Annotated in this window: 30 protein-coding genes; 10 read left to right on the forward strand and 20 right to left on the reverse strand. The window is 68.1% G+C overall.

Annotation, left to right across the window (positions count from 1 at the left end):
* Positions 1-159: 159 nt before the first annotated feature.
* The 4 genes from QNJ30_05420 to QNJ30_05435 all read right to left on the reverse strand — a co-directional run bounded on the left by QNJ30_05420 (position 160) and on the right by QNJ30_05435 (position 4,115).
* Entirely contained in the window at positions 160-765 is a 606-nt protein-coding gene (locus tag QNJ30_05420; protein MDJ0942878.1) for a CDP-alcohol phosphatidyltransferase family protein, read from the reverse strand.
* A gap of 67 nt (positions 766-832) precedes the next feature.
* Positions 833-1,282 (reverse strand): DUF3574 domain-containing protein, encoded by a 450-nt coding sequence (locus tag QNJ30_05425; protein MDJ0942879.1) that lies wholly within the window; start codon positions 1,280-1,282, stop codon positions 833-835.
* A 434-nt stretch (positions 1,283-1,716) separates the two neighbouring features.
* Complete coding sequence (locus QNJ30_05430; protein MDJ0942880.1) at positions 1,717-3,450, reverse strand: FAD-dependent oxidoreductase; 1,734 nt, start codon at positions 3,448-3,450, stop codon at positions 1,717-1,719.
* A complete protein-coding gene (locus QNJ30_05435) occupies positions 3,447-4,115 on the reverse strand; it encodes a peroxiredoxin-like family protein (protein MDJ0942881.1) in 669 nt (222 codons plus the stop codon). Before QNJ30_05435 ends, QNJ30_05430 begins: the two co-directional genes overlap by 4 nt.
* Positions 4,116-4,449: 334 nt before the next feature.
* Here QNJ30_05435 and QNJ30_05440 point away from each other — a divergent pair, with 334 nt between their 5' ends.
* Complete coding sequence (locus tag QNJ30_05440; GenBank protein MDJ0942882.1) at positions 4,450-5,334, forward strand: hypothetical protein; 885 nt, start codon at positions 4,450-4,452, stop codon at positions 5,332-5,334.
* 54 nt (positions 5,335-5,388) lie between these two features.
* Here QNJ30_05440 and QNJ30_05445 read toward each other — a convergent pair whose 3' ends face one another.
* The 3 genes from QNJ30_05445 to QNJ30_05455 form a co-directional block, all read right to left on the reverse strand.
* Entirely contained in the window at positions 5,389-6,576 is a 1,188-nt protein-coding gene (locus tag QNJ30_05445; GenBank protein ID MDJ0942883.1) for a mechanosensitive ion channel family protein, read from the reverse strand.
* 220 nt (positions 6,577-6,796) lie between these two features.
* The gene (locus tag QNJ30_05450) at positions 6,797-7,351 is read right to left on the reverse strand and encodes a c-type cytochrome (protein MDJ0942884.1); all 555 of its coding nucleotides are present in this window, start codon (positions 7,349-7,351) and stop codon (positions 6,797-6,799) included.
* A gap of 79 nt (positions 7,352-7,430) precedes the next feature.
* Positions 7,431-7,691: a hypothetical protein gene (locus QNJ30_05455; protein MDJ0942885.1), complete on the reverse strand. Its 261-nt coding sequence runs from the start codon at positions 7,689-7,691 to the stop codon at positions 7,431-7,433.
* 164 nt (positions 7,692-7,855) lie between these two features.
* Here QNJ30_05455 and QNJ30_05460 point away from each other — a divergent pair, with 164 nt between their 5' ends.
* Complete coding sequence (locus QNJ30_05460; GenBank protein MDJ0942886.1) at positions 7,856-9,037, forward strand: enolase C-terminal domain-like protein; 1,182 nt, start codon at positions 7,856-7,858, stop codon at positions 9,035-9,037.
* Positions 9,038-9,184: 147 nt separating this feature from the next.
* Positions 9,185-9,484, forward strand: coding sequence for a hypothetical protein (locus QNJ30_05465; GenBank protein MDJ0942887.1), 300 nt, complete (start codon positions 9,185-9,187; stop codon positions 9,482-9,484).
* A 54-nt stretch (positions 9,485-9,538) separates the two neighbouring features.
* On the opposite strand, the gene QNJ30_05470 is transcribed toward QNJ30_05465, so the two are convergent.
* Positions 9,539-10,291, reverse strand: coding sequence for a methyltransferase domain-containing protein (locus QNJ30_05470; protein ID MDJ0942888.1), 753 nt, complete (start codon positions 10,289-10,291; stop codon positions 9,539-9,541).
* Between the two features lie 112 nt (positions 10,292-10,403).
* Here QNJ30_05470 and QNJ30_05475 point away from each other — a divergent pair, with 112 nt between their 5' ends.
* Positions 10,404-11,201: a DUF4197 domain-containing protein gene (locus QNJ30_05475; protein ID MDJ0942889.1), complete on the forward strand. Its 798-nt coding sequence runs from the start codon at positions 10,404-10,406 to the stop codon at positions 11,199-11,201.
* A 6-nt stretch (positions 11,202-11,207) separates the two neighbouring features.
* Here the strand turns inward: QNJ30_05475 and QNJ30_05480 are convergent, their stop codons facing one another.
* Together QNJ30_05480 and QNJ30_05485 are read right to left on the reverse strand one after the other, a co-directional pair.
* A complete protein-coding gene (locus QNJ30_05480; GenBank protein MDJ0942890.1) occupies positions 11,208-12,182 on the reverse strand; it encodes a DUF2807 domain-containing protein in 975 nt (324 codons plus the stop codon).
* Positions 12,183-12,465: 283 nt separating this feature from the next.
* Positions 12,466-12,765 carry a hypothetical protein gene (locus tag QNJ30_05485; GenBank protein ID MDJ0942891.1) on the reverse strand — a complete coding sequence of 100 codons (300 nt, stop codon included), beginning with the start codon at positions 12,763-12,765 and terminating at the stop codon, positions 12,466-12,468.
* A gap of 145 nt (positions 12,766-12,910) precedes the next feature.
* On the opposite strand from QNJ30_05485, the gene cutA reads away from it, so the two are divergent.
* Positions 12,911-13,234, forward strand: a complete 324-nt coding sequence (gene cutA, locus QNJ30_05490) for a divalent-cation tolerance protein CutA (GenBank protein ID MDJ0942892.1) — start codon at positions 12,911-12,913, stop codon at positions 13,232-13,234.
* A 33-nt stretch (positions 13,235-13,267) separates the two neighbouring features.
* On the opposite strand, the gene QNJ30_05495 is transcribed toward cutA, so the two are convergent.
* Positions 13,268-13,768 (reverse strand): hypothetical protein, encoded by a 501-nt coding sequence (locus tag QNJ30_05495; protein MDJ0942893.1) that lies wholly within the window; start codon positions 13,766-13,768, stop codon positions 13,268-13,270.
* A 160-nt stretch (positions 13,769-13,928) separates the two neighbouring features.
* The gene (locus QNJ30_05500; protein ID MDJ0942894.1) at positions 13,929-14,081 is read right to left on the reverse strand and encodes a hypothetical protein; all 153 of its coding nucleotides are present in this window, start codon (positions 14,079-14,081) and stop codon (positions 13,929-13,931) included.
* 247 nt (positions 14,082-14,328) lie between these two features.
* On the opposite strand from QNJ30_05500, the gene QNJ30_05505 reads away from it, so the two are divergent.
* The 3 genes from QNJ30_05505 (at position 14,329) to QNJ30_05515 (ending at position 16,281) form a co-directional block, all read left to right on the forward strand.
* Entirely contained in the window at positions 14,329-15,525 is a 1,197-nt protein-coding gene (locus QNJ30_05505; GenBank protein ID MDJ0942895.1) for an MFS transporter, read from the forward strand.
* Between the two features lie 12 nt (positions 15,526-15,537).
* Complete coding sequence (locus tag QNJ30_05510) at positions 15,538-15,933, forward strand: VOC family protein (GenBank protein MDJ0942896.1); 396 nt, start codon at positions 15,538-15,540, stop codon at positions 15,931-15,933.
* A gap of 216 nt (positions 15,934-16,149) precedes the next feature.
* A complete protein-coding gene (locus QNJ30_05515) occupies positions 16,150-16,281 on the forward strand; it encodes a hypothetical protein (protein MDJ0942897.1) in 132 nt (43 codons plus the stop codon).
* 66 nt (positions 16,282-16,347) lie between these two features.
* Here the strand turns inward: QNJ30_05515 and QNJ30_05520 are convergent, their stop codons facing one another.
* Complete coding sequence (locus tag QNJ30_05520; protein MDJ0942898.1) at positions 16,348-16,548, reverse strand: hypothetical protein; 201 nt, start codon at positions 16,546-16,548, stop codon at positions 16,348-16,350.
* A 29-nt stretch (positions 16,549-16,577) separates the two neighbouring features.
* Complete coding sequence (locus tag QNJ30_05525) at positions 16,578-16,790, reverse strand: hypothetical protein (protein ID MDJ0942899.1); 213 nt, start codon at positions 16,788-16,790, stop codon at positions 16,578-16,580.
* A gap of 151 nt (positions 16,791-16,941) precedes the next feature.
* Here QNJ30_05525 and QNJ30_05530 point away from each other — a divergent pair, with 151 nt between their 5' ends.
* Positions 16,942-17,619 carry a YafY family protein gene (locus QNJ30_05530; protein ID MDJ0942900.1) on the forward strand — a complete coding sequence of 226 codons (678 nt, stop codon included), beginning with the start codon at positions 16,942-16,944 and terminating at the stop codon, positions 17,617-17,619.
* A 14-nt stretch (positions 17,620-17,633) separates the two neighbouring features.
* Here QNJ30_05530 and QNJ30_05535 read toward each other — a convergent pair whose 3' ends face one another.
* From QNJ30_05535 to QNJ30_05545, 3 genes are all read right to left on the reverse strand, one after another.
* The gene (locus QNJ30_05535) at positions 17,634-19,013 is read right to left on the reverse strand and encodes a globin-coupled sensor protein (GenBank protein MDJ0942901.1); all 1,380 of its coding nucleotides are present in this window, start codon (positions 19,011-19,013) and stop codon (positions 17,634-17,636) included.
* A gap of 158 nt (positions 19,014-19,171) precedes the next feature.
* Complete coding sequence (locus tag QNJ30_05540) at positions 19,172-20,407, reverse strand: MFS transporter (protein ID MDJ0942902.1); 1,236 nt, start codon at positions 20,405-20,407, stop codon at positions 19,172-19,174.
* Between the two features lie 41 nt (positions 20,408-20,448).
* Positions 20,449-20,940, reverse strand: coding sequence for a PaaI family thioesterase (locus tag QNJ30_05545; GenBank protein ID MDJ0942903.1), 492 nt, complete (start codon positions 20,938-20,940; stop codon positions 20,449-20,451).
* Between the two features lie 72 nt (positions 20,941-21,012).
* Here QNJ30_05545 and QNJ30_05550 point away from each other — a divergent pair, with 72 nt between their 5' ends.
* Positions 21,013-21,471 (forward strand): MarR family winged helix-turn-helix transcriptional regulator, encoded by a 459-nt coding sequence (locus QNJ30_05550; protein MDJ0942904.1) that lies wholly within the window; start codon positions 21,013-21,015, stop codon positions 21,469-21,471.
* Positions 21,472-21,731: 260 nt separating this feature from the next.
* Here the strand turns inward: QNJ30_05550 and QNJ30_05555 are convergent, their stop codons facing one another.
* From QNJ30_05555 to QNJ30_05565, 3 genes are all read right to left on the reverse strand, one after another.
* The gene (locus tag QNJ30_05555; protein ID MDJ0942905.1) at positions 21,732-23,045 is read right to left on the reverse strand and encodes an O-acetylhomoserine aminocarboxypropyltransferase; all 1,314 of its coding nucleotides are present in this window, start codon (positions 23,043-23,045) and stop codon (positions 21,732-21,734) included.
* A 276-nt stretch (positions 23,046-23,321) separates the two neighbouring features.
* Positions 23,322-23,825 (reverse strand): CoA-binding protein, encoded by a 504-nt coding sequence (locus QNJ30_05560; GenBank protein ID MDJ0942906.1) that lies wholly within the window; start codon positions 23,823-23,825, stop codon positions 23,322-23,324.
* Positions 23,826-23,836: 11 nt separating this feature from the next.
* Positions 23,837-24,640 carry an enoyl-CoA hydratase gene (locus QNJ30_05565; GenBank protein ID MDJ0942907.1) on the reverse strand — a complete coding sequence of 268 codons (804 nt, stop codon included), beginning with the start codon at positions 24,638-24,640 and terminating at the stop codon, positions 23,837-23,839.
* Between the last annotated feature and the right edge of the window lie 288 nt (positions 24,641-24,928).

Below are 24,928 nucleotides of genomic sequence, written 5' to 3' on the forward strand. Positions count from 1 at the left end.
CGAATGAGAGATGGGCGCTTGGTTCCCTTTCTCTTTCATGCCTGGACTTGATCCGGGCATCCATCTCGCCGCTGCTCCATGGATGGCCGGGTCAAGCCCGGCCATGACAGCAGGAGAACGAAGGATCGGGCGCCTGCCGCAGATTTGCGACTAGCGAGCTTACTCCCGAAAGGCTTGGATCGCGGCCGTAATGCGGCCGGCGGTGGTGAGCCAGCAGAGCAGGCCGAAGCCGGTGGCGAGCCAGGAGAAGGCGCCGGGGAAGAGGCAGATGGCGACGAAGAGGGCGATGGTCTCGCTGCCCTCGGTCAGGCCGCCAAGGTAGTAGAGCGACTTGCGGCCGCGGAGGTCCGTGGTCAGGCCACGCTTGGCGGCCAGGATCGCATAGGCCAGGAAGGAGCTGCCGGTGCCGACGAAGGAGAAGATCAGGAAGGCGGCGGCCAGGGCGTCCGCCGGCCGGCCCAGGGCGAATCCGAAGACCACCCCGGCGTAGAACAGGAAATCGAAGACGATATCGAGATAGCCGCCCAGATCGGTCGGGCCGCGCTGCCGGGCGACCGCGCCGTCCAGGCCGTCGGCAAGTCGATTGGCCAGGATCAGCGCCAAAGCCAGGCCGTAGAGCTGAAGGGCCAGGGCCGCGATCGCCGCCAGGCCGACGGCGAAGCCGAGCCAAGTCACCATGTTGGCGGTCAGGCCGCTGCGAGCCAGCCAACGGCCGGCACGCTCCAGGGGCGGGTCGATCACCCTGCGCATCAAGGGGTCGAGCATCCGGGCGCCTCGGCTTTCCTCTTCTAGGGCTCGACGCCGGGGGCGGGGGCTCGGACCGCGCTTCCGGTCATGTGGCCGGGCGGCCGTCGCTGTAGAAGTTGACGCAGACCGGCCGGTCGGCGCGCAGCACCGCCTGCTGGTCGAAGCGGACGATGTAGTCGGCGGCGATCTCCTCCAGGGCCTTGCGGCTGGCCGCGCCGTCGTCGTGCAGGACGACGAGGACCTTGCTGCGCTCCGACCCGGTTTCTGCGGTCACCCGGTCGCGCCAGAAGCCGGTGCCGTCGAGCACTGTGAAGCCGTCGGGGAAGCGTGGCGCGACCACCGCGTCGAGAAAGGCGCGCCATTGACCGGGCTCGACCTCGCGGCCGTCCGGAACGCTCTGGCCGAGGTAGAGACGCGTCTCCTGCCAAGCCTGGCCGGCGCAGGCGGGTCCGCCGCCATCCGCATGCTGACAGGCGACGGCCAGGGCCGCCGAAAGTGCCAGTGGAATAGCCCGCTGCGCGCTTCGCAAGGTCATGGCCACGAGGTGTGTTCCGGATCAGTCGCTGCCGACCGCATCCATACAATGCCGTATCGCCGACGGCCAGACCCGAGTCCCGCCCTCCGGCCGCTACCTAGGCGGGTCCTCGGAGAAACGCAGGGAGCCCGGCCCTGGTCGTGGCCGGCTTGGCGCGCACCGAGGCTGAGGGAGTCGGCTTCGTCAGCCTGCTCGGTGATCCCGACTAGCACGGTCGCTTCGGTTTCCGCGCCGACCTGGCCGACGGACTTGTTGCACCCAGGACCGGGCCGAGCTTTTTGGGAGCTGCGTCTCCGGGACCTGCCGCCACCAGAGGGCAGGGCCGAATACCCCGACGCCGTCGATGCCTTTCTCTGGCAGAGAGCGTTACACCTCACCGCGCTTCGCGCCTCCGGCTAGGGCTCGGCGCGAAGCGCTGGGAGGGTGAGGGGCGGCTACTCAGCCAGCACCCGGTGGATGAACTGCACCGCCACCGAGCCCTCGCCGACCGCCGAGGCGACCCGCTTGATCGAGCCGGCGCGGACGTCGCCGGTGGCGAAGACCCCGGGGATCGAGGCTTCCAGCAGGAAGGGCTGCCGGTTCAGCGGCCAGCCGCAGCCCCGCAGCTCCTCCGGCGTCAGGTCGATTCCGGTCTTCACGAAGCCTTTGTCGTCCAGCACCAGGCCCTCGGCGACGAAGTCGGTGCTGGGCGCGGCGCCGATGAAGATGAAGACGTGGCCGAGGTCGAGGCGCCGGGTTTCGCCGCTGCGGTTGTCCTTCAGGACCACGGCGGCCAGGCGATCCTCGCCGTCACTCCCGGCCCTGCCCTCGGCATCGACGATCTCGGTGTGGGTCATCAGCTCGATGTTGCCGGTGGTCTCGATGCGCCGGATCAGGTAGCGCGACATCGAGGCCGCCAGCCCCGGTCCGCGGACCAGGATGCGGACCTTGCGGGCGTGGTCCGAGAGGAAGACCGCCGCCTGGCCGGCCGAGTTGCCGCCGCCGACGATGGCCACCTCCTGGTCCTTGCAGAGCTGCGCCTCGACGTAGCCGGCGCCGTAGTAGACGCCGCTGCCGACGAAGCGCTCCAGGCTCTCGATCGGCGGCTTGCGGTAGACCGCGCCGGAGGCGATGACCACGCTGCGGCTGCGGATCCGGCGGCCGTCGGCCAGCGCGATCTCGTGCAGCGGCGCGCCGGGCGCGAGGCTGGCGACCTGGCTGGGCACCACGACCTCGGCGCCGAACTTCTGGGCCTGCATGAAGGCGCGGCCGGCCAGGGCCTGGCCCGAGATGCCGGTCGGGAAGCCGAGGTAGTTCTCGATCTTGGAGCTGGTGCCGGCCTGGCCGCCCGGTGCCTCGCGCTCCAGAACCACGACATCGAGGCCCTCGGAGGCGGCGTAGACCGCCGCCGCCAGGCCCGCCGGGCCGGCGCCGATCACCGCGGTGTCGTACTGGGCGCAGGCGTCAAGCGCCTGGGCGAAGCCGAGGCTCTCGGCGAGCTCGGCCTCGCCGGGGTTCTTCAGCTGATGGCCCTCGGCGATGACGATCGGCGTCTCGTCGGCCGAGATCTCGAAGCGGCCGAGGAAGTCGGCAACGTCCTCGCTGGTCTCCAGGTCAACGAACTCGTGGGGCATGCCGTTTCGGGTCAGGAAGCGGCGGATGCGCTGGGTGTCCCTGGAGAAGCGAGAGCCGACCACGATCACCGAGCTGAAGCGCTCGGCGATCATGCGCATGCGGCGCAGGATGAAGCTCTGGACGATGACCTCCCCGAGCCCGGCCTCCTTGGCAACCAGGTCGCGCAGGGCCTCGGCAGTCAGAGCCAGGACCTTGAGCCGGCCCTTGGCCCGGCCGGCGACCAGGGCGGCGCGGCCGGACAGGGTCACGGTCTCGCCGCTGTAGCGGCCGCGGCCGTGGCTCACGATCAGCTGCTCCCGGCCGGCGCGGCGGGCGACAATCTCCATCTTGCCATCGAGCACGACATAGAAATCCGTGTCGCGCTCGCCGACGTCCCAGAGCAGAGCGCCGTCCTCGAAGCTCTCCTCGCGGCCGTAGCCGGCGATCGCCGCGAGCTGGGCATCGTTGAGGGTCGGGTAGAGCTCTGCGTGCCGGGTCTCGGTCCCGGCCGCCCAGACCGGGACCGGGTCGCGCGCCGCGGGCGCGGCATCCTCACCGTTGCTTTCCCGGCTCATCGCGAGGCCTCCGCGGCCCCGGCCGGCAGGTCCTGCAGCCCGCCCAGGATCGCGGACAGCTCCGCGCGCCGGGTGTAGTCCGCCTCGACGTGGGCGAAGGCGATCCGGCCGTCGCGGCCGATCACGTAGGTCGCGGGCACCGGCAGCTCGAAGCTGTCGTCGCCGTTGACGCTCGGCAGGTCGACGCCGAGGCGGGCGTAGGCGACGCGAAAGATCTCAGGCACCCGGAAGGCGATGCCGAAGCGGCGGGCGACCTCGTTGCCGGGATCGCTGAGCACCTGGAAGCCCAGACCAAACTGCTCCACGGTGGCGAGCGAGTAGTCGGGGGTCTGGGGCGAGACCGCGACGAGGCGACCGCCGCGTGCCTCGATCTCGGGCCGGCGGTCTTGCAGCCGCTCGAGTTGGGCGCTGCAGTGTGGGCACCAATGGCCGCGGTAAAAGACGAGGATCACCGCCGAGTCCTTCAGAAGATCGGACAGCCTGATTGTCTCGCCCTGGGCATTGGGCAGTGCGAAGTCGGGCGCGGTTTCGCCACGGCCCAGGGCGCGCAGGGCGATGTTGTCATCGAGCAGCTCCCGGGCCTGTGCCTCCATCTCGCGCTGCTCGTCGCTCGAGGCGGCGAGCCCTCGGCTCGCCAGTTGCTCCACGATGTTCCAGGCCGACATGCGCCGTCATCCTCCCAGGTGGTAGCGTTGTGCACGTCCCGAAGATGTAGGGCTGCGCCTCGGATCTGAAAGCGAAAAATCGGACCGAATTGGTAGGATTACGGGCAGTCGGCGATCGTCTGGGCCTGGGCGGAAGATCAGGACACCTGAAGCCGCCGCGTTTGGTCGCCGAATGCGGCCTTCATCCGCCGTTCATGGCCCCGTCAATCACCTTTCATTCCGCCTTCAAGCAAAGCTCATCCGCGGCTCACTAGTATCTCGACGTTGGACCGGCGAAGGCTGCGCGCGCCCCGCCGGGGTCGAACTCACAATCCAGAGCGAGAAAGGTACTTCCATGCAGTCTTCGTTTTCTCGGGTCCTTGGCGCGACCGCCGGGATTGTATTGCTGGCGCAGGCCGGCACCGCGGTCGCGCAGACCGCCGGCACGCTCGAGGTGCTCGGGTCCGCGGGCAGCGATTCCATCACCATTTCGGTCGGTCCGGCAGCGGGCGAGGTCACGCTCTTCGGCGTGCCCGGAGTGGCCGACGGCACGGTCTTCACGGGCGTCGACCGCTTGGCCGTTTCGACCTTCAACGGCGACGATACCGTCGAGCTCGACCTCGAGGTCGCGGCGATCCGGGTCGACATCGACACCTCGACCGGGGCCGATGTCGTGAAGGTCGCGCAGCGCACCCCGCCGGGCGCGGCAGAGCTCGCCGCCGCCTTCAACTTCGTCACCTCGACCAATGCCGACAGCATCGAGTTCGCCCTCGAGTCCAGCGCCGCGGAAGTCGATTTGGACATCGGCTTCCGGACCGACACCAACGCCGATCAGGTCAAGCTGCTGCTCGACCAGCAGGTCCCGGGGACGGTGCAACTGGACGTCGACGGCACGCTGGGCACCAACGCCGACAGCTTCGAACTGGTGGCCAAGGGTCCGGCCCTGTTCGTCATCAACGGCCGGGTCAGCGGCGAGGTCTTGGACGACATCCTCACCGCCGAGATCGACGGCGCCGCCGCCGGCGCGCTGGTGCTGTCCGGCGACAGCGGCAACGACAGCGTGAGCTACCTTGCCAAGGCCGAACTCAGCGGTGCGCCTCGGGTGCTGGGCGGCAGCAACGAGGATTCCCTCAAGCTGCTGGTCGAAGGGCCGCTCGACGGCACGCCATTGCTGGACGGCGGTGCGTTCTTCGATTCCTGCGATGCCAGTCCCGGCGTCCAGGTCATCAACTGCGAGTAAGCCTGCCGCTGCCCGAGGCGCCCTCGTGCCTGCCGCAGGCTGCTGGCGCCTCGATCAGTCGCCCGCGGCCTGCTGCTCGGCCGCTGCGGAAAGCCCCGCCGCGGCGGCCGGGAAAGCCTCGGCCTCGCCAAGCGGCAATTGCTCGACGTAGAGCGAGGTCGATGGGAAGGCGAAGCCCGCGCCATTGCCCTCGACGATCGCCTTGATCTCGAGCGCGAGGGCCTCCTTGATCGCCAGCCATTCGCCCCAGTTGGTCGTCTTGGTGAAGCAGTAGAGCATGATGTCGATGCTGGAGCCGGCGAAGGCGTCGACGACGACGAAGGTCGAGACCTTCTTCGGATCGGTCTCGAAGGCCTCGTTGCTCTGGATGTAGTCGCGGATGCCGGCCACCACCCGACGCAGCTGGTCCTGGGTGGTGCGGTACTCCAGGCCGATCTTCCAGTAGATCCGGCGGTTGGTCATGCGCGCGTAGTTGGTGATCGGCTCGCCCGTCAGCTGGCTGTTCGAGACCGTGACCAGCGCCTTGTCGAACTGGCGGACCTGCGTCGTCATCAGGCCGACGTGCTCGACCACGCCCTCGACACTGGGGGTCTTGATCCAGTTGCCGGTCTCGAAGATCCGGTTCAGGAAGATCATCATCCCGGAGAAGAGGTTGGAGACGATGTCCTTGGCCGCCAAGGCGACCGCCATGCCGACAAGGCCGAGCCCGCCCAGAACCGCGGCGACGTTGAAGCCCCATTCCTGGAGCACGGCGGCAATACCCAGGGCGATGATCACGATCCTGAGCAAGCGCAAGAAGAAGGAGCGCAGCGCCTCGCGCGCCGTGGCGGTCGCCTGGATGCGGATCAGCAGGCGGTTGATCAGGAAGGACAGCGGCCCAACGATGTTGTAGACCGCCCAGAAGATCGTGAAGGCGATCAGGGAGCGCAGCGCCATCCCGACCCAGACCTGCTCGCGACCGTCGATTCCGGCGACATGGACCGCGACGCTCAGGCCGACCACGACGAAGACGAAGCGCAGCGGCTTCTCGATGGCGGCCAGGAACATGTCGTCGACGTCGGTGCTGGTCCGGGCGGTCAGCCGCTTCAGCGAGCCGACGATCAGCCGCGTGAAGGCGCCGCGGCCGAAGACGAAGGCGGTCAGGATCAGGAGGCCGAGAAAGACCTCGCCGAGGTCGGCACCGAAGACCCCGGTGTTCCAGACGCGGACGACCTCGGCCCAGAATGAGCGCAGAACTTCCATTGCCGGAGTTGTGTCAGTGAAATCCGAGGCGACGATAGTTGAAGAGATCCAGGGCGGCAAGGGCGCACGGCCCAGGCTTCGGCCGCACCGTGCCGCCGCGATGCAGGCGCCTGGAGCACGATGCTATGAGGTCGAACCGACCTCTTAGCATCGTGCTCTCAACTGTTGAAGTAGCCCGGAATTCAGATCCGAAGCCCAATCGGCTTCAGATCATTCCGCCCTAGCGACTCTCCGGGAAGCCGGCCCGCATATAGATCACCACCTGCCAGATCTCCCGCTCGGAGAGCAGGTCCTTGAATGCCGGCATCTCGCTGCCGAAGGCCTTGCCGCCTTCGGTGATGGTCCAGAGCAGATAGCTGTCGGCGGTCTGGGGTTCTTTCTCCAGATAGGCCAGCAGGGCCGGCGAAGGAGCCAGGTCCTTGCCGGCGTTGCCGTCGCCCATGCCACGCGGGCCGTGGCAGGCGACGCAGTGCTTGGCGTAGACCTTGCTCCCTTCCTTGATCACGCCGCCGGCCTTGGGGTAGGGGCTGGCCTGGTTCAGGTACTCGACCGGCACGCCCCTCTGGATAAAGGTCTTGTGCCGCTCCGTCCTTTGGTTGTGCATCGGCGTCAGGATCTCCTGATTCCAGACCTTGGCCGGCGGATCCTCCGCCCAGAGGTCGTAATCGGGGTCCTGCGCGAACTGAGCCCAGCTTGGCCCGGCAAGGGCGCTCAAGGCCAAGGCAGCAAACAACGCGCCCAGGCGTCGGGGTCTGGGTCCGCGGGGGGTGTCCATGGCGACTTGGTATCCGGGTAGGCCAGCGATGTCCATAACTTTGGTCATACCACGTCCTTCGCTCTTTCCCGTCCGGGCGTCAACGCAGGCCCTGGAGATTGGCCACCAGGGCCGTGTTGGCGCGCTTGATCTCGGCAGAGATCTTGTGCGCCATGTCCTGATCGGCGTCGCAGCAGGCCGACACCACCTTTCGGCTCTCCGCGGATGCCGCCTCGACCGCGTCGCGCATCGCCGCCTCGATGATCGAGGTGACCTGCTGCATGTCGGCCTCGGAGAGTTCGGCCGAAAGCGCGTCGCAGGCCTGTTCGACCGCGTGTTGAGCTCTGGCTCTCAAGTCCATGAATTCGGCTCCTCATCCCTTGCAAGGCTGCGCCAAGTCTTATCCGGCAGAGCCTAGACTCCAAAACCCGACAACGAAAGCCGCCTCGGGGGCCGATGGGGCTGGCGATTCGCCGCGGTCTCTTTCATGCTTGCCGACGGCAAGGTCCGAGGAGGCGCTTCGGGATGAGCAGGATCGATCGGGTGGAGCTCACCGCCTTCGGCTTTCAGGTCCCCGATCTGGCGCTGGGCAGCCAGGGGGCGGCCGGCGTGGGCAACATGATCTACCGCAAGGGCGGCAAGCTGGAGGTCACCCGCTATGCCCTGCGGATCTTCTGCGACGACGGCGCCGAGGGCGCCTACGTCACCCACTGGGTCGGCACGCCCTCGACCTTCGGGCAGATGCAGATGCTGGCGCCCAACCTCATCGGCCGCGATCCGGAGCAGCGCGAGATCCTCTGGGACGACCTGAAGCGCGAGGTCCGGGCCTACGATCACATGGGCCACGGCCCGATCGATATCGCCCTTTGGGACCTGGTCGGCCGGCGCTACGGCATCTCGGTTGCGACGATGATCGGCGCCTTCCGCGACCGTCTGCCGACCTACGCCAGCACCTACCACGGCCAGGCCGAGCCGGGCGGGCTGGACAGCGTCGAGGCCTTTTGCGACTACGCCGAGGCTTGCAAGGAACAGGGCTTTGCGGCCTTCAAGATCCACGGCTGGCACGACGGCGACGCCAAGCGCGAGGCGGCCAACCTGCTGGCGGTGCGCGCGCGGGTCGGCGACGACATGCGGCTGATGCTCGACCCGGCCTGCCAGCTGCGCAGCTTCCTGGACGCGCTCTACGTCGGGCGGGCCTGCGACGAGGCCGGCTACTTCTGGTACGAGGACCCCTACCGTGACGCCGGCACCTCGGCCTTCGGCCAGCAGCGCCTGCGCGAGAAGCTCAAGACCCCGATCCTGGTCAGCGAGCACGTCCGCGGCCTGGAGGCCAAGGCCGGCTTTCTGCTGGCCGGCGGCTGCGACATGATCCACGCCGACCCGGAGTACGACCTCGGCATCACCGGGGCGCTCAAGGTCGCGCATCTCTGCGAGGCCCTGGGCCTGGACGTCCAGATCCACGCCTGCGGGCCGGCGCACCGGGCGGTGTCGGCGGCGCTGCGCAACACCCACTATTACGAGCTCGCCTTGATCGGCCCCGGGATGGCGAACTGCGTGCCGCCGGTCTACGCCTGCGGCTATGCCGATCAGGCCGAGGCCCTGGCGGCCGACGGCACCCTGCCGGTGCCGCAGGGACCGGGCCTCGGAGTTGGCTACGACTGGGATTTCATCGAGAAGCACCAGGTCGCGCGGCAGGTCTTCGACTGAGACCGGCGGATCTCCGGGGCGGCCGGCGGTGCGGCGCCGAGGTGGACCCCTTTCGCCGCCTGGTGATAGCATTGCCCGGCGAGTGTCATTCTCTTGGGGGGAGCAATGATCGGAACATTCGGGGGTCGGCCGCGGCCGGCCGCCTGCTTGTCGGCCGTCCTCTTGGGCCTGGCCTCCTGCACGGCGAGCGCGCCGCCGCCCAAGGAAATCGATTCCTACGATCGGGCGGTTTCCGGGTGGATGGAGGAAACCGAGGCCAGCCTTATCAATGCCTGGGGGATTCCCCAGAAGACCCACAGCATGGAGACCGGTGGCCGGGTCATCGAGTACGTCCGGGTCAAGTCAGGAAAGACCCTTTGCACGACCCGCTTCACCATCGACGGCTACGGGGTGGTCAAGAAGGCTTGGTTCCGCGGCTCGGACTGCCAGGTGCCCAGCAGCGGCTGACACCGCGCCCAAAGCGCGGCGCGGCACCGGGATTGCCTCGCGTAAGCGCCCCGCTCATTTGACGAGATGGAAGGCGACGGAGAAGGGGTGCAGTCGAAGCTGCGCCAGGCGCTCCGGGCTCAGGTCGGCCGTCGCGTCGTCGGCCGGGGCCGGTTCATCGAAGTCCTCGATTCGGAACCCCGCCTTTCGGAAGGCCTGCCAGTAACGGCTCAGCGGTCGGTGGAACCAGACGAATTCGCTGCTGAAGTGGTTCCAGGGCGGCTCCGTCACTCTGCGCTCTTCGAAGTAGGAGTCGCGCCAGACGAAGGTGGCCTGCGGCGCGAGGCCCTGTGCGGTCGCGTCGGGAAGCGGGAAGCAGGGATGGCTGAAGACAAGGACCGCAGCCCCACCGGGCCGGAGCACCCGGTGAAAGGCCCGCAGCGCCGCATCGAGCTCGGGCAGATCCATCAGCACGTAGTTCGACACGATGCGATCGAGGCAGGCGTCGGCGATGCTGGGCAGCTCGGCACAAGACTCGACGCGGAAGTCGATCTTCAGCGCCGGATCGCTCTCCCGGCGCGCCACCGCGATCATGCGGGCGGCCGCGTCGACCCCGAGCACGCGCGCCCCGCGCGTGGCCAGCTGGCGGCTCAAATAGCCGGTGCCGCAACCCGCGTCGAGGACGTTGAGGCCCGCCACCTCTCCGAGAAAGCGCCAGAGAACGGGATCCGAGTTGACCCGACGGTTGTCGTCGCCGTCATGACCAACCTGCCGGTGCCACTCTTCGGCCTTGCGGTTCCAAAGGCCAACGGTCTCGTCTTCGGACATTCCCTTGGCTCTCCAGGCATTATCCTGCAGCGCCCGTTATACGACGATCAGGCTAGTGTGGTGGTTCCTAAGTTCGGACGCGGCTCGGCGCAGAGGTGAGAGGAGAGCGGGCATGTCGAAGACGAAGACTGTTGAGGCGATCTCCACGGCCTGCGACGGTCGCGAGGTGATACGCAGGATCGTCCTGGCGGCGGCTCTGACGCTCGCCGTCAACACCCTGCCACCCGGCGTGGCTCTGGCCCAGAGCGACTTCCTGAAGAAGGGCCTCGACACGCTGATGGGGAGCGATTCGGGCGATGGGGTCCTCAGCACTGAGGACATGGCCGCCGGCTTGCGCGAGGCCCTGCGCGTCGGCTCGGAGCGCGTGGTCGCAAAGGTCGGGGCGGCCGACGGCTTCAACCTGGATCCCGAGATCCACATTCCCTTGCCCGGCACCTTCCGGCAGGTCCAGTCGGCCCTGAAGACCGTCGGCCTCTCTGATCTGGCCGACGACGTTGAACTGAAGCTCAACCGGGCGGCCGAGGCGGCGGCACCCGAAGCCCGGGATCTCTTCGTCCAGGCGATCCGCGAGATGTCCTTGGACGACGCCAAGGCGATCTTCGATGGTCCGGACGACGCGGCGACCCAATACTTCAAAGGCAGGATGTCGGCGCCGTTGGCGCGCAAGATGGCGCCGGTCGTCGACCGCAGCCTGGCCGATGTCGGAGCCCTCGCGTCCGTCGATCGGATGATGCAGAGCTATCGGGCCATCCCCTTCGTGCCCGACGTCAAGGCGGACCTGCGCAGCTACGTGGTCGGCAAAGCGCTGGACGGCATCTTCTTCTACGTCGCCAAGGAGGAGGCGGCGATCCGCAAGAACCCCGCGGCGCGCAGCACGGAGCTTCTGAAGCGGGTCTTCGGATCCGGCTGATCCGCCCTATTGCCCGATCGAAAGTCCGCCGCCCTCGTCGTAGGTGATCGCGCCGGAAAAGGAGCGCAGGCGCAGAGTGCCTCGATGGGCCCGGATCTTTGCCGAGCCCGAGCCGTTGACGGTGACGTCCGGATTCCACGCCGTGCCGTCGAAGCTGAAGTCGCCGGAGCCGTTGAGGCGCAACCGCAGCGGGTTCGCCTCGCCGGCGCCGATCTGCAGGCCTCCGCTGCCGTTGATCAGCACCTCGACCGGGCCGTTCACCGCAGCAGCCCTGGTATCGCCGCTGCCGGCAGTGTCGTGGCGCAGCCCGCCGGCGACCGCGCCCAGGGAGATGTCGCCGCTTCCCGACTTGTCGATCTCGGCCTCGCCGACATCGCCGACGGTGAGGTCGCTGCTGCCGCTCGCAAGGACGGAAAGCCGGCCGGAGACCTTGCCCAAGTTGATGTTGCCGCGGCCGTGAAGCTTCAGGTCCGCTTCGCTGACGTTGCCGACCTCGGCGTCCAGCAGGCTGACGTCCAGCTTTAGCGGGGCGGCGATGTCGCCGATCCTGGCCTCGCCGATGACACGCTCGAGCACCACCGCCGTCCCCGCCGGGACGCGAAGGGTGATGTTCGGATAGATATCGCGCCAGGGATAGAGCTGCCGTTCCGGGAAATCGAGCCAGTCTTTCTTGCGCCGGATGATCAGGGCCTTGCCGTCCTTGCGCAGGGAGATGTCGTCCAACAGGCGCGCTTCGCCCTCTATCAGGACCTCGACCTTGGGCTCCCTGCCGATTGCCACCTCGATACTGCCGATCACGTCGACCAGGTGCAGCGTCTCGGCCTCGAAACGCTTCGGGCCGATCCGCTTGCTGTCCGCCGCGGCCGGCGAGGCAAGAGCCAAGAGGAGGAGCGCCAGGATGCCGCCCGACAGGGCGCGGGCCGGCGTTCTTGGCAGGGCTGCCGAGGATGCGGGCGAAAGGGCCGCAGCGATCGCTATCATGGCAACTGTCCCGTTTCGCGAGAGCGGATCTTGGTTAGACGAGACCGAGCCTGGTTTCGTCCGTCCGAGCGAACCCGCCCGCGCTCAGTGTTCCGACGCCGGATTCAGACGTAGCGCCGATCTGGCCTTGCGCCTCAATCCGACTTTTTGGCCGTTCTACATATTTAGGTATGGGGTTCGGGTCCAGCACCGCATTGATAGCAATCAATCGCGGAAGCGCACGAAAAGCGTGCCGGAACCCAAGGCGCGTCCCGCTGGCCGTCCGGCCGACGACAGCCGTCGGTCAGGACGACGGTGTCTCGCCGGCCACCGCGTCCCGCCCGGCGGCGGTCAACTTGCAGACCAGCCAGTCCGGCTTGATCGGGTTGGCGAACCAGGGCTCGGCCCAGCCGCGCGCAATGCAGCTCTTGATCGTCCTGGGGCTGATCGGCTGCCCGTCGCGATCGAAAAGCGGCAGCTTGCCGCCCGGCTGATCGAGCCCGCGCAGCAGCCAGGCCTGCTGGGCCGGCGAAGGCCGCGACGCGACCCGTCGTCCGCCGCTGCGCCGCCAGCTGCGGCGAAGCGGAATCACCTTGGCCTCCATCACTTCTCCTCCCCCCGTCAAGGGGCCCCCCGTCGAGTGACTTCGGTGACGTCGAGATTATCCTAGACTAGACTGCGCCGCGAAGCGAATCACCGCTGACCGGGCTAGAGTTCGGGCCAGAGTTCGGGGCGGAGCGGAGGGCGGCATGACCTATTGTCTGGTCTATATGACGGCGGAGACGCCGGAGGAGGCGCGGGCTCTGGGCCGCGCCCTGGTGGAGGCGCGCCTGGCCGCCTGCGCCAACGTGATCCCGGGCATGGTTCCGATCTTCTGGTGGGACGGCGAGGTGCAGGAGGGCAGCGAGGCGGTGCTGATCGCCAAGACCCGCCGCGATCTGGTCGAGCGCCTGACCGCCTCGGTCAAGGCGCGGCACGGCTATGATTGCCCCTGCGTCGTGGCTCTGCCGATCGAAGCCGGCAATCCGGACTTCCTGGCCTGGATCGGCGCCGAGACCCGCGGTGAGGACTGAACCCGCGCGAAGGGTGAGGGGCGGCAGGGGCCGTCAGCCGAGGTCGGCCTTCATCAGCCGTCGCAGAGCCGGCGCGACCTCCTGCTGGTTCTCGAAGTCGAAGGTGCCGTTGTCCAGTTCGTCATCGAGGCCGAAGCAGTAAAGGCCGGAGTCGCCGCGCGCGGCCAGCCAGGTCTTTGCCTCCTGCAGGGCGGCGTCCGCGATGCGCTGCTTGTCCTCCACGGGCAGGCCGCCGCTGCGCTCGATCACGATGGCCATGCGCTCGAGGATCGGGTCGTGGCGTTTCTTCCAGGCCTCCGCCGCCGCCAGGTAGGGCGGGTTCTCGCCGACGTAGCTGGGGCAGGCCATCAGAAACGCGGTGGTGTTCCAGAAAGAGATGAAGAGGACCATCGCGTCCGCGCGCAGGGGGTCATCGGCCCGGCCGTTGGACGGCAGGGCCAGCGCAGCAAGCAGGCAGAGCGCACCGGCCGTGCAGAACGCGGCGCAGCGCCGAAACGTCGGCCGGCATCCGGCCGTCGGTCGCCGTGAAAACATACTGAGCCTTTACGTGATGGTGCGGGGGCGCCATGAACCCGAAGGACCGGGCGGGTCGAGGCGCGGGATCCAGAATCGCCGGTCGCCGTTCAAGCGGGATCGATTCGGCCGAGCGAGTTGCGCTCGGCGACCAAGGGCGGGCGAAGTCGGGGCGATGCGGTCAGCCCGAGTGGCTGAGGCGGCGGCGGACTTCTTCGCGATATTCCAGATCCCAGACGATCCGGTCGATGTCGATGTCATCGGGCGAACCGTCATGCCCCATTTGAGACGGGGCGGGCGCTTGGCTGTTCAACAGTGCGTCGGCGGTCTGCATTGTATCCTCGTCCTGCTACTGCCACTTTTCCCTCTCCCGACGCCCTAAGCATTCCAAGGCATTGCGGCTAGTAAAGGGCCCAATTGGGGCGTCAATATGAAGACCATTCTCGACCTATCGTTGTCACAACTTGTGTCGCTTTCGGCACAAAACTGTCACAGCGCATGACTGCTCTGCGCTTTCCCTGCTTGTCCACCTAGCGCGGTGCGTGTACCGAGGACTGTCCCACCGTAAGGAGCGAGCCACGATGTCCGTCTGGCAGGCCAGACTCTCCCTGGGGTTTTCCTGCCTCGGCCATGCCTACATGCACATGCTGACGGCCTTCTTCTTCGTCATCGTGCTCGCCCTAGAAGCCGAGTGGGATCAGCCGTTCCATGAGTTGATCGAGCTCTGGACGCTGGGGTCCCTGCTGGTCGGGCTCTGCGCCCTGCCGGCCGGCTGGCTGGCGGACCGTTGGAGCGCGCCGGGCATGATGGCGGTCATGTTCCTGGGCATGGGCGCGGCCTGCTGGCTCTGCGCCTTCGCGCCGTCGCCGGACACGATGCTGCTGGGCTTGGCCGCCCTCGGCGTCTTCGCCGCCATCTATCATCCGGTCGGCATCGCCTGGGTGGTCCGTTGCGCCGAGGCGCGGGGCAAGGCGCTCGGCATCAACGGCATCTTCGGCGGGATCGGAATCGGCGCGGCCGGCATGATCACCGGCGGCCTGATCGACGGCTTCGGCTGGCGGGCCGCCTTCTTCGTTCCGGGCACGATCTCGGTCCTGACCGGGCTTGCGCTGGTCGTCTGCCTGGCGCGTGGCTGGGTCTCCGACCTCAAGGAGGACCGCGCGCCCGAGCCGACGCACAGCCGCGCCGACATGCTGCGCGCCTTCCTGATTCTCCTGGTCACGATGTTCTGCGTCGGCTTCATCTTCCACGCGACCCAGACCGCCTTTCCCAAGGTCTTCGACCTTCGGCTCGCCGACATGCTCGGCGAGGGCACCCTGGGCGTCGGCATGGTGGTGACGATCGTCTATTTCCTGGCCGCCGGGATGCAGATCATCGGCGGGCACCTGGCGGACCGCTATCCCTTGAAGCCGATCTACCTGGCCGGCCTGCTGTTCCAGGTGATCATGCTGGCGGCGGTCGCCAGCGCCTTCGGGCTGCCGCTGATCCTTGCCGCGGTGCTTTCGGTCATGATGAGCACCGCCGTGCTACCCGCGGAGAACATGCTGCTGGCGCGCTTCACGCCGCAGCGGCACCGCAACCTGGCCTTCGGCATCAAGTTCGTGCTCGCCTTCGGGGTCGCGCCGCTGGCGATCTGGTTCGTTTCCTGGACCAAGGGCGCGACCGGCGAGTTCACCCTGCTGTTCTTCGTGCTGGCGGCCTTCTCGGGCCTCGGGTTCCTAGCAGCCGCCCTGCTGCCGGGCGAGCAGCGCCGGCCGCTCGCGGTGCCGGCCGAGTAGGGCGTGCCGGCGATGACCGGGATCACCATCGATCGCCTCGACCACCTGGTCCTGACCGTGCGGGACATCGAGGCGACCTGCGCCTTCTATCAGGAGGTGCTGGGCATGGAGCGGCGCGGCTTCGGCGAGGGCCGGGTGGCGCTCCACTACGGCCGGCAGAAAATCAACCTGCACCCCCATCCGACGCCGATCGACCTGGTCGCCGAGCGGCCCCTACCGGGCAGCGCGGACCTTTGCTTCGTCACGGAACAGGCGATCGAGGCGGTGATCGCGCACCTCGCGGCCTGCGGCGTGCCGATCGAATGGGGCCCGGGCCAGCGGACCGGCGCCGAAGGCCATATCGCCTCGGTCTACTGCCGCGATCCGGACAACAACCTGATCGAGATTGCCAGCTACCACCGAGCCTGACAGGCGGCCGATCCGCCGCCGCCGTGCCTGATCGCGAAAGCCCGAAGGAGTCTTCGGAAAGTTCGATCGGACCGCTCATTCGCTGGCCCCCTGCTTGAATTCGGCGGTCCCGGCAACACATCGCAATGAGAGTTGGCCGAGTATTTCAAGGCTCAGCCGGCCCGGGCCTCACGCGACAGCGGGGAGGCGCCGTTCCCTGAAGCGAAGGAGGAAGACGTGCACAGCGACGCCAAGAAGCTCGACATGACCGCGGCCAAGCAGTGGCTGACCAAGGACGTCACGATCAGGCTGCCCGGCTGGGCGTTCCTCCTCGGCGGCCTCGCCCTGCTCGCCCTGATCCTCGACTGACCTCGGCCGCCCCGGTACCGGCGGACCGAAGGTTCCGGGGCGGCCCCGGCGGGGCCGTGTCAGAGGTCACGCGCCGCAGCGTTGCGCTGTGACCCGATCGTGCGCGAGGCGGCGCAGAGGACGGCGCAGGATCGGGCCTCCGATTTGCAACAGACGCCGCCGCGGTCGGCCTTCGGGGGCAGCACCGCGATACGCGGCCCACGGCGTCTGTCGGGGTTCGGGCAGCCGCCAGATCATCAGTGAAATCGCATCGTAGTAGGGTCCCATCTCACGTCTCCCCATTTCATCGGTGCGGGTCATGCGGCGCCGAGGTCGATGCCGATGTCGCGCAGCAGGTGACGGCTGAGGCCCCGCAGCGCGCGGCTGGCGGCCAGACTTTGCGACCTCCGGACCCGCCCGGCCACGGCGTGCCGTTGCGCGCCGCCGATAGCGTTGAAACGATGATCCAGGTCCTCGGCGATAAAGGCGGGACAGGCTGGATTGGTGAAATAGACATGGCGGCCGGGCATGTTCCTTCTCCTCGTCGCTTCCTGAAAACCAGCTCCCATGCTAGGCAAAGCCTCCTGACAACATGCTGTCAGTGAGACTCTGCTAGCCTGCTGCTTCCTGACAGTAGGGTGTCAGGAAGCAAAGCCGACCGTGGACACGAGGGGAAGCGCGATGCGGCGGGCCGACCGCCTGTTTCAGATCATCCAGATTCTGCGCCGCAACAAGCTGGTGCGGGCCCGGGATCTGGCCGAGAAGCTCGAGATCTCGGAGCGGACGGTCTATCGCGACATCCGCGACCTCGTCGGCTCCGGGGTGCCGATCGAGGGCGAGGCCGGGGTCGGCTACGTGCTGCGCAACGGCTACGACTTGCCGCCCCTGATGTTCAACGAGCGCGAGCTCGAGGCCCTGGTGCTCGGCGCCCGGATCGTGGAGTCCTGGACCGATCCGGAGATGGCGGACTCGGCCGCCAACGTCATCGCCAAGGTCGAGGCGGTGGTGCCGGAGGAGCTGCGCGCCCACATGGCGCAGACCGCGCTGCTGGCGCCCGCGGCGCACTACGCCGAGCCCCTGTCGGTCGACCCCCGTACGCTGCGCCGGGCGATCCGCGACCGGCGCAAGCTGGCCTTCGACTACCGGGACCGGGAGGAGCGGCGGACCAGCCGCAGTGTCCGGCCCCTGGCTCTGGCCTTCTACGGCCCGGTCTGGCTGCTGGTGTCCTGGTGCGAGCTGCGCCAGGACTTCCGCTGTTTCCGACTCGACCGCATCGACGCGCTCGAGGTCCTGGCCGAGGCCTTCCGCCCCGAGCGCGGCAAGCTGCTGCAGGATTTCCTCAGGCGGGACGCGGAGTAGACGGGCGAGCGACCTCAGGCCGCGGAGGCGTCGGGCCGGGCCTTGTCCCGGGCGCCGAAGCGCCGGTCGCTGCGCAGCTCGGCCAGGATCGAGCCGATGCTTTCGACCAGCAGCTTGACCTCGGAGCTGGCCCCGGCCGCGCTCTCGCGGACCGAGCCGGAAAGCTGTGCGACGTCCTGGGATTCCGCCGCCACGGTCTGGATGGTCTTGGCGACCTCACGGTTGCCCGAGGCCGCCTCCTGGATGCTGCCGCTGATCTCCAGCGCGGCCTGCTTCTGCTGATCGGCCGCCGTGTCGATCGCCGCCGAGACCTCGTCCAGCCGGGCGATGACCTCGCTCACCCGCCGGATGGTGTCGACCGCGCCGCCCGTCGCCTCCTGGATCTTGGCGACCTGCTGGGAGATCTCGTCGGTCGCCTTGGCGGTCTCGTTGGCCAGGCTCTTGACCTCGTTGGCGACGACCGCAAAGCCTTTGCCGGCTTCGCCGGCGCGCGCCGCCTCGATGGTCGCGTTGAGCGCCAGCAGGTTGGTCTGCGCCGCGATGTCCGAGATCACCTTGATGATGTCGCCGATCTCCTGGGCGCTGGTGTCGAGTTCGCCGATAACCTGACTGGCACTGTTCGCCTCGGTCACCGCCTGCCGGGTAACGTCCTTGGACTGGGCGGTCTGGCGTCCGATCTCCTGGACCGAGACCTGGAACTCCTCGGTGGCGGCGGCCACGGTCTCGACGCTGGTCGAGGCCTCCTCCGAGGCCGAGGCCACGGTCGAGGCGCTCATGCCGGTCCGTTCCGCGGCGGCGTGCATCTCGCCGGCGAAGCTTTCGACCTCCTTGGTCTGGCGGGCGACCTTTTCGACCACGCCGTCGACCTCGGCTTCCAGGTTGTCGGCCAGGCGTCGGAGCTCCTGCTGAAGCAGTTCCTGGCCCGAGGCGATGTAGACCGAGGTGGCGAGCTCCATGTCGAAAAGGATGGTCCGGGTGACCGCGTCCACCGCCCGGTCTAGCTTCTCGGGCGCTCGGCGGTACTTGGCCGTGAGGACGGTCAGCATCCGGGTCAGCAGGAAGGTGTAGCCGCCGATGTACCAGTTCGGCGCCAGGCCGATGCGCTGGTGCGCGCGGCCGATGGCGGTGGCCCGCTCGAAGTACTCGGCATCGAAACGGCCGGAGAACATCAGCCGCCAATGCGCGCTCTGCGCCCGCTTCAGGGCCTCGATCTTGCCGTCCCCGCAGAGCAGGGGCGCCAGGGCCGGCCAGCGGCCGAGATAGTCGTAGAAGCGGTTCAGGATCCCGGGGAACTCTGGTTCCAGGACCTCGAAAAGCTCTGGCAGCAGGCCGCGAACTTCCGGAGAGAGGCCGGCGAAGGCCAGGCGTTCTTGGGCGGTTTTGCTAAATTCCATCGTCGCTCTCGCCAGGCTGCCGCCGCCCCCCGGATGGCGGCGATCGGGACGAGAGGATTAGTACGCATTTTAGGTTAATCTCATATTACTCAAGACCTATTTGCGGAGTCCGACGCCCCCGGCCGCGGAAGCTGGTCGCCTGGATCCGGCAAGAGCCTTCAGGTCGAGGCCCGGGCGGAGAGGCGGGCCAGCGGCTTCTCGTTGATCGGCAGGTGCACCGCCGCGGCCAGCAATCCGAGCGCGACACCGGCCCACCACATGGAATCGTAGGAGCCGGTCGTGTCGTAGAGCCGGCCGCCGAGCCAGACCCCGAGGAAGCTGCCGACCTGGTGGCTGAGGAAGACGATCCCGAAGAGCGTCGCCATGTAGCGGACCCCGAAGACCTGGGCCACGATCCCCGTGGTCAGGGGCACGGTCGACAGCCAGAGGATCCCCATCACCGCCGCGAAGAGGTAGAGCGTGAGCTCGGTCTTGGGGGCCAGCAGCAGGCCGGTGATGGCGACCGCGCGGGCGAAGTAGATGGCCGAGAGCCCGTACTTCTTGCTCCAGCGCTGGCCGGCGGCGCCCGAGAGGAAGGAGCCGATGATGTTGAACAGGCCGACGATGGCGATGGAATAGGCGCCGACCTCCGCGCCCAGACCCAGGTCCTTGGCATAGGCCGGGAAGTGCACCGTGATGAAGGCGACGTGGAAGCCGCAGACGAAGAAGCCGAGGGTCAGGAGCACGTAGCCGCTGTGCCCGCCGGCTTCGCGCAGCGCCTGGCCGATGCTCTGCTCGCTCACCGCCTCGCCCTTGACCCCGGGGTCGCCGGGCAGGACGAAGGCGAGGGGGATGATGACCAGGGCCGAGGCGGCCAGGATCAGCAGCGCCGGCTGCCAGCCGAACTGGGCGATCATCGCCTGGCCGAGCGGCGAGAAGACGACCTGGCCGAAGGATCCGGCCGCGGTGCCGAGGCCCAGCGCCAGGGAGCGCCGTTCGGGCCCGACCACCCGGGCCATCGAGGCCAGGGCTAGGGAGAAGGCGGTGAAGGCCACCCCCACGCCGGTCAGCACCCCGCCGAAGACGTGCAGCATCAGGCCGCTGTCGGCCTCGGCCATGCCCCAGACCCCGGCGCCGTAGACCAGGGCGCCCAGGGTCATGACCCGGGCCGGGCCATAGCGGTCGGCGATGGCGCCCGCGACCGGCACGCCGATGCCCCAGAGCAGGTTCTGGATCGCCATGGCGAGCGCGAAGGTCTCGCGGTCCCAGCCCTTGGCCACCGTCATGGGCTCCAGGAAGAGCCCGAAGACCGAGCGCACGCCGAAGCCGATCATGGCGATCAGGCAGCCGGCGAGGATGACCAGCAGCGGCGTGCGCCAGCTCGACGCGGCGGACAAGGAGGCCTGGGTGGTCACTGGTTTCTTCCTTCTCTCATGCTCGGATCAAGCATCAAGGCTCACAGCGGAAAGATCAGGCAGGTGGTGGTGCCGAAGGCGAGCAAGCGGCCCTCGCCGTCGGTCAGGCGGCCTTCGGCGACACCGACCCGGCGCCCGGACTGCACGATCGTGCCCTCGGCCTCGACCAGTCCGGTCTTGTCGGTCATGCCGCGCAGCAGGTTGATCTTGAACTCTACTGTCGTGTAGCCGCTGCCCCGGGGCAGGGTCGATTGGACCGCGCAACCCATGCAGGAATCGAGCAGGGTCGCCGCCCAGCCGCCGTGCACCGAGCCGATCGGATTGTAGTGATCGAAGCTTGGCTCGCCTCGGAACAGCGCGTGGCCTTCCGAGACTTCGGTCAGGACGAAGCCCAGGGTCCGGGTGATCGGCGGGGCCGGCAGGCGCCGCTCCAGCAGGGCCTGAAGGAACTCCAGGCCGCTCATCGCCTTCAAGGTCTCGAGCGACGCGACCCCGAACTCCCGGTCCTGCAAGGCTTCGCTGACGATGGACATGGCCTCCCCGCGCGTCGTAAACTCGTGTAGCTACACTCGACTAAGCGGCTTCGGGAGTCAATTGCGATCGCCATGCGTGCAAAGCAGGGGAGGGTCCCGCCGGACGTCCGGCCGCCGGATGCGCACTGCACCTGCGCGGTCCTGCGGCGGACCGCACGGCGGGTCACCCAGGCCTACGACCGGGCGCTGCGCCCGGCAGGGATCAAGCTGACCCAGTATTCGGTCCTGGCCAACGTCCTGCGCGACGGCGGCCTGTCGATCACCGAGCTGGCCGAGCGCCTGGCCATGGACCGCACGACCCTGACCCGCAACCTGCGCCCCATGGAGCGCGCCGGCTGGATCGAGATCGGCCCCGGTCCGGATCGGCGCCGTCGCGCAGTGCGGATCACGGCGTCCGGCCGCAAGGTCTTCGAAGCGGCCTTCCCGCTGTGGCAGGCCGCCGAGCGCGACTTCCGCCGCGGCCTTGGCCGCGACACCGCCGCCGAGCTTCGGCGGCTGCTCGATCTGGCCTTGCAGGAGGCAGAAACCTGACCGCGTTTGGGTGTGTCGTTGTCGCGATTCTAAGGCGAGATACGTAGCGTGTCGTTCAGATGAAGGCCCTCACCCTCCCGTCGCTATCGCGCCGGGCCCCTCCCTCTCCCTCGGGAGAGGGATGTGGAGGCTTGGTGAGGCTAAAGGCCGAGCCTTAGCCGAAGCTGGGTGAGGGGAGCTGACCGAGGGGAGACCGCAGCGGCGGCGCGGTTCTCCGGCGCTGTTGTAGCTTGGCCGTCCCCGATATCGCGGCGCGCTGGCTACTCCGCCGCCCGGGCCTTGGCCGTGGCGCGGGCCAGGGCCTGGTCAAGGTCGGCGATGATGTCGTCGACCGTCTCCAGGCCGATCGAGATGCGGATCACCTCGGGGCCGGCGCCGGAGGCGACCTGCTGCTCCTCGGTGAGCTGGCGGTGGGTGGTCGACGCCGGGTGGATAATCAAGGATCGGGTATCGCCGACGTTGGCGAGATGGCTCATCAGTTCGCAGCTCTCGACCAGGCGGGTGCCAACCGCGTAGCCGCCCACAACCCCGAAGGTGAAGACCGGGCCCACGCCCTTGGGCAGGTATTTGCTGGCCCGAGCGTGCTCGGGGCTGGACTCCAGGCCGGCGTGGGAAACCCAAGCGACCGCCGGATGGCCCTCAAGGAATTCGGCCACGGCCCGGGCATTGGTTACGTGGCGCTCCATCCTCAGCGGCAGGGTCTCGATCCCGGTCAGGATCATAAAGGCGTTGGTCGGCGACAGCGCTGGGCCTAGGTCGCGCAGGGCCACCGCGCGCGCCTTCATGGAGAAGCCGAAGTCGCCGAAGGTCTCGTAGAAGGTCAGGCCGTGATAGGCCGGGTCCGGCTGGGTGAGGGAGGGGAACTTGTCATTCTGGCCCCAGTCGAAGCGGCCCGATTCCACCACGACGCCGCCCATCGAGGTGCCGTGGCCCGAGAGGAACTTGGTCAGGGAGTGGATGACGATGTCGGCGCCCCAGTCGAAGGGCTGGCAGAGGTAGGGCGAGGCCATGGTGTTGTCGACGATCAGCGGGATGCCGGCGCGGCGGGCGATCTCGGACAGGCCCTCGAGGTCGGCAACCACGCCGCCGGGGTTGGACAGGCTCTCGACGAAGATCGCCTTGGTCTGCGGCCCGACAGCGGCCTCGACCGCCGCCAGGTCGCGCGGATCGACGAAGTCGCAGTGCCAGCCGAACTTCTTGAAGGTATGCGTGAACTGGGTCACCGAGCCGCCGTAGAGGAAGGGCGAGGCGACGAAGCGGTCGCCGGCCTCCAGCAGGGTGAAGAAGGCCAGCAGCTGGGCCGCGTGGCCCGAGGCGCAGGCCACCGCGCCGCGGCCGTTCTCCAGGCTCGCGACCCGCTCCTCCAGCGCGGCGACGGTCGGGTTGCCGACCCGGGTGTAGAGATAGCCAAAGGTCTGCAGGTTGAAGAGCGAGGCCGCGTGGTCGACGTCGTGGAAGACGTAGGAGGTCGTCTGGTAAATCGGCACGTTGCGCGCGCCGGTCACTGGGTCCGGCTGGCTCCCGGCGTGGATCGCCCGGGTCTCGAAGCCGAAGTCGTCGCCGTCTTTGCTCATTCCGTGTTCCTCTTCGGCCGGCTGAAACAGCCAGCCCAAGCTCACCCTCGCACTTCGACAGGCTCAGTGTGAGGGCGAGCCCCTAGAGCGGGATGACATTAAGCCAATCCGGCTTCATGTCTGAATCCCTTTCTACTTCAACAATTTAGAGCACGATTCAGATATGAGGCTGCTTCAACCTCATATCATCGTGCTCTAGGCCCCTGATGCTTCCTCACCCTGAGCCTGTCGAAGGGTAGGCGCATCGATCCCTGACATCTGAAAGCGCCTACGCCCTCACGCCACCCGTAGCCGGCGCCGCTTTGCCGAGATGATCCGGGAGTTGATGCCGCCCCAGGAAAGCTCGCCGTGGAGGCGGCCCCACTCGATCTTGGGGCAGCGGTTCATGATCACGGTGAGGCCCGCCGCCTCGGCCTTTGCCGCGGCCGCGTCGTTGCGCACGCCGAGCTGCATCCAGATCACCTTGATCTGCTTCTCTCCGGCCAGCGCGACGGCCTCCTCGGTGATCGGCCCGGCGGCCTCGCTGTTGCGGAAGATGTCGACCAGGTCGATGGGCCCCGGCACCTCGGCCAGGCTGGCGTAGCAGGTCTCGCCCAGGATCTTCTGGCCGGCGGCGGCCGGGTTCACCGGGATCACCCGGTAGCCCTTCTCCTGCAGGTACTTCATGGCGAAGTAGCTGGGCCGCACCCATTTGGGGCTGGCGCCGACCATGGCGATGGTCCGGACATCCCGCAGGATGCCGCGGAGCAGGTCGTCGCTGTAGGCCTCGTGGTCGGTCATCCCGTCGCCGTTCACGCGCCGGTCCAGCTCGGATGGCGCTTCTCGATGAAGGCGTCGATGCCCTCGCCGGCGTCGCGGGTCAGCATGTTCTCGGTCATGACCTCGGCGGTGTAGGCGTAGGCGGCCTCCAGGTCCATCTCGGCCTGGCGGTAGAAGGCCTCCTTGCCGATCTTGAGGATCAAGGGCGACTTGGAGAGGAGGGTCCGCGCCATTTCTTCGACCGCGGCGTCGAGCTCGGCCTCGGGCACGGCCCTGTTGATCAGGCCGATCTCAAGGCCGCGGCGCGCCGGCTGCATCTCGCCCAGCAGCAGCATCTCCATGGCCTGCTTGCGCGGCACGTTGCGCGACAGGGCGACCATGGGGGTCGAGCAGAAGAGGCCGATGTTGACCCCAGGCGTGGCGAAGCGGGCGGTCTCCGCCGCCACCGCCAGGTCGCAGGTCGCGACCAGCTGGCAGCCGGCCGCGGTTGCGATGCCGTGCACCTTGGCGATCACCGGAATCGGCAGGCGCACGATGGCCAGCATCAGGCGGCTGCACTCCGCGAAGGTCTCCTCGTAGAAGGGCCGCCCGGGGTTGGCCCGCAGCTCCTTCAGGTCGTGCCCGGCGCAGAAGCCCTTGCCGGCGCCCTGCAGCACCACGGCCCGGACTTCGGGCTCGCAGGCGATCGCCTCCAGCACCGCGCGCAGGCTGCGCATCATCTCCAGCGAGAGGGCGTTGTAGGCCTTGGGCCGGTTCAGGGTCAGGGTCGCCACGCCCTCGGCGTCGCTGCGCAGGACCAGAGCCTCCCGGTCCAGGGTGTCGGCCGCCGTCTCCATCGCCATGATCCGCCTCGATCTCTCCGCTGTCGCCTCGAGGCCCCAGCATAGCGCCGAAACCGGCGCGGGGGAATCGCAGGCCGTTGCCTCGGTGGCGCTTTCCGGGCAAAGAGAGTCGGCGAGGTCGGGCAGAGAGAGGAGGACCGGGACGGCATGCCCAGGATCACCAAGGACGAGATCGAGGCGCTCTGCGAGCGGGAGCTGCCTTTCGCCAAGACCTTGGGCATCACGGTCGACGACATCGGCCGCGGCACGGCGGTCGTGCGCCTGCCCTACAAGAGCGACCTG

The organism is Kiloniellales bacterium (genome assembly GCA_030066685.1).
Taxonomy (GTDB): Bacteria; Pseudomonadota; Alphaproteobacteria; order Kiloniellales; family JAKSBE01; genus JAKSBE01.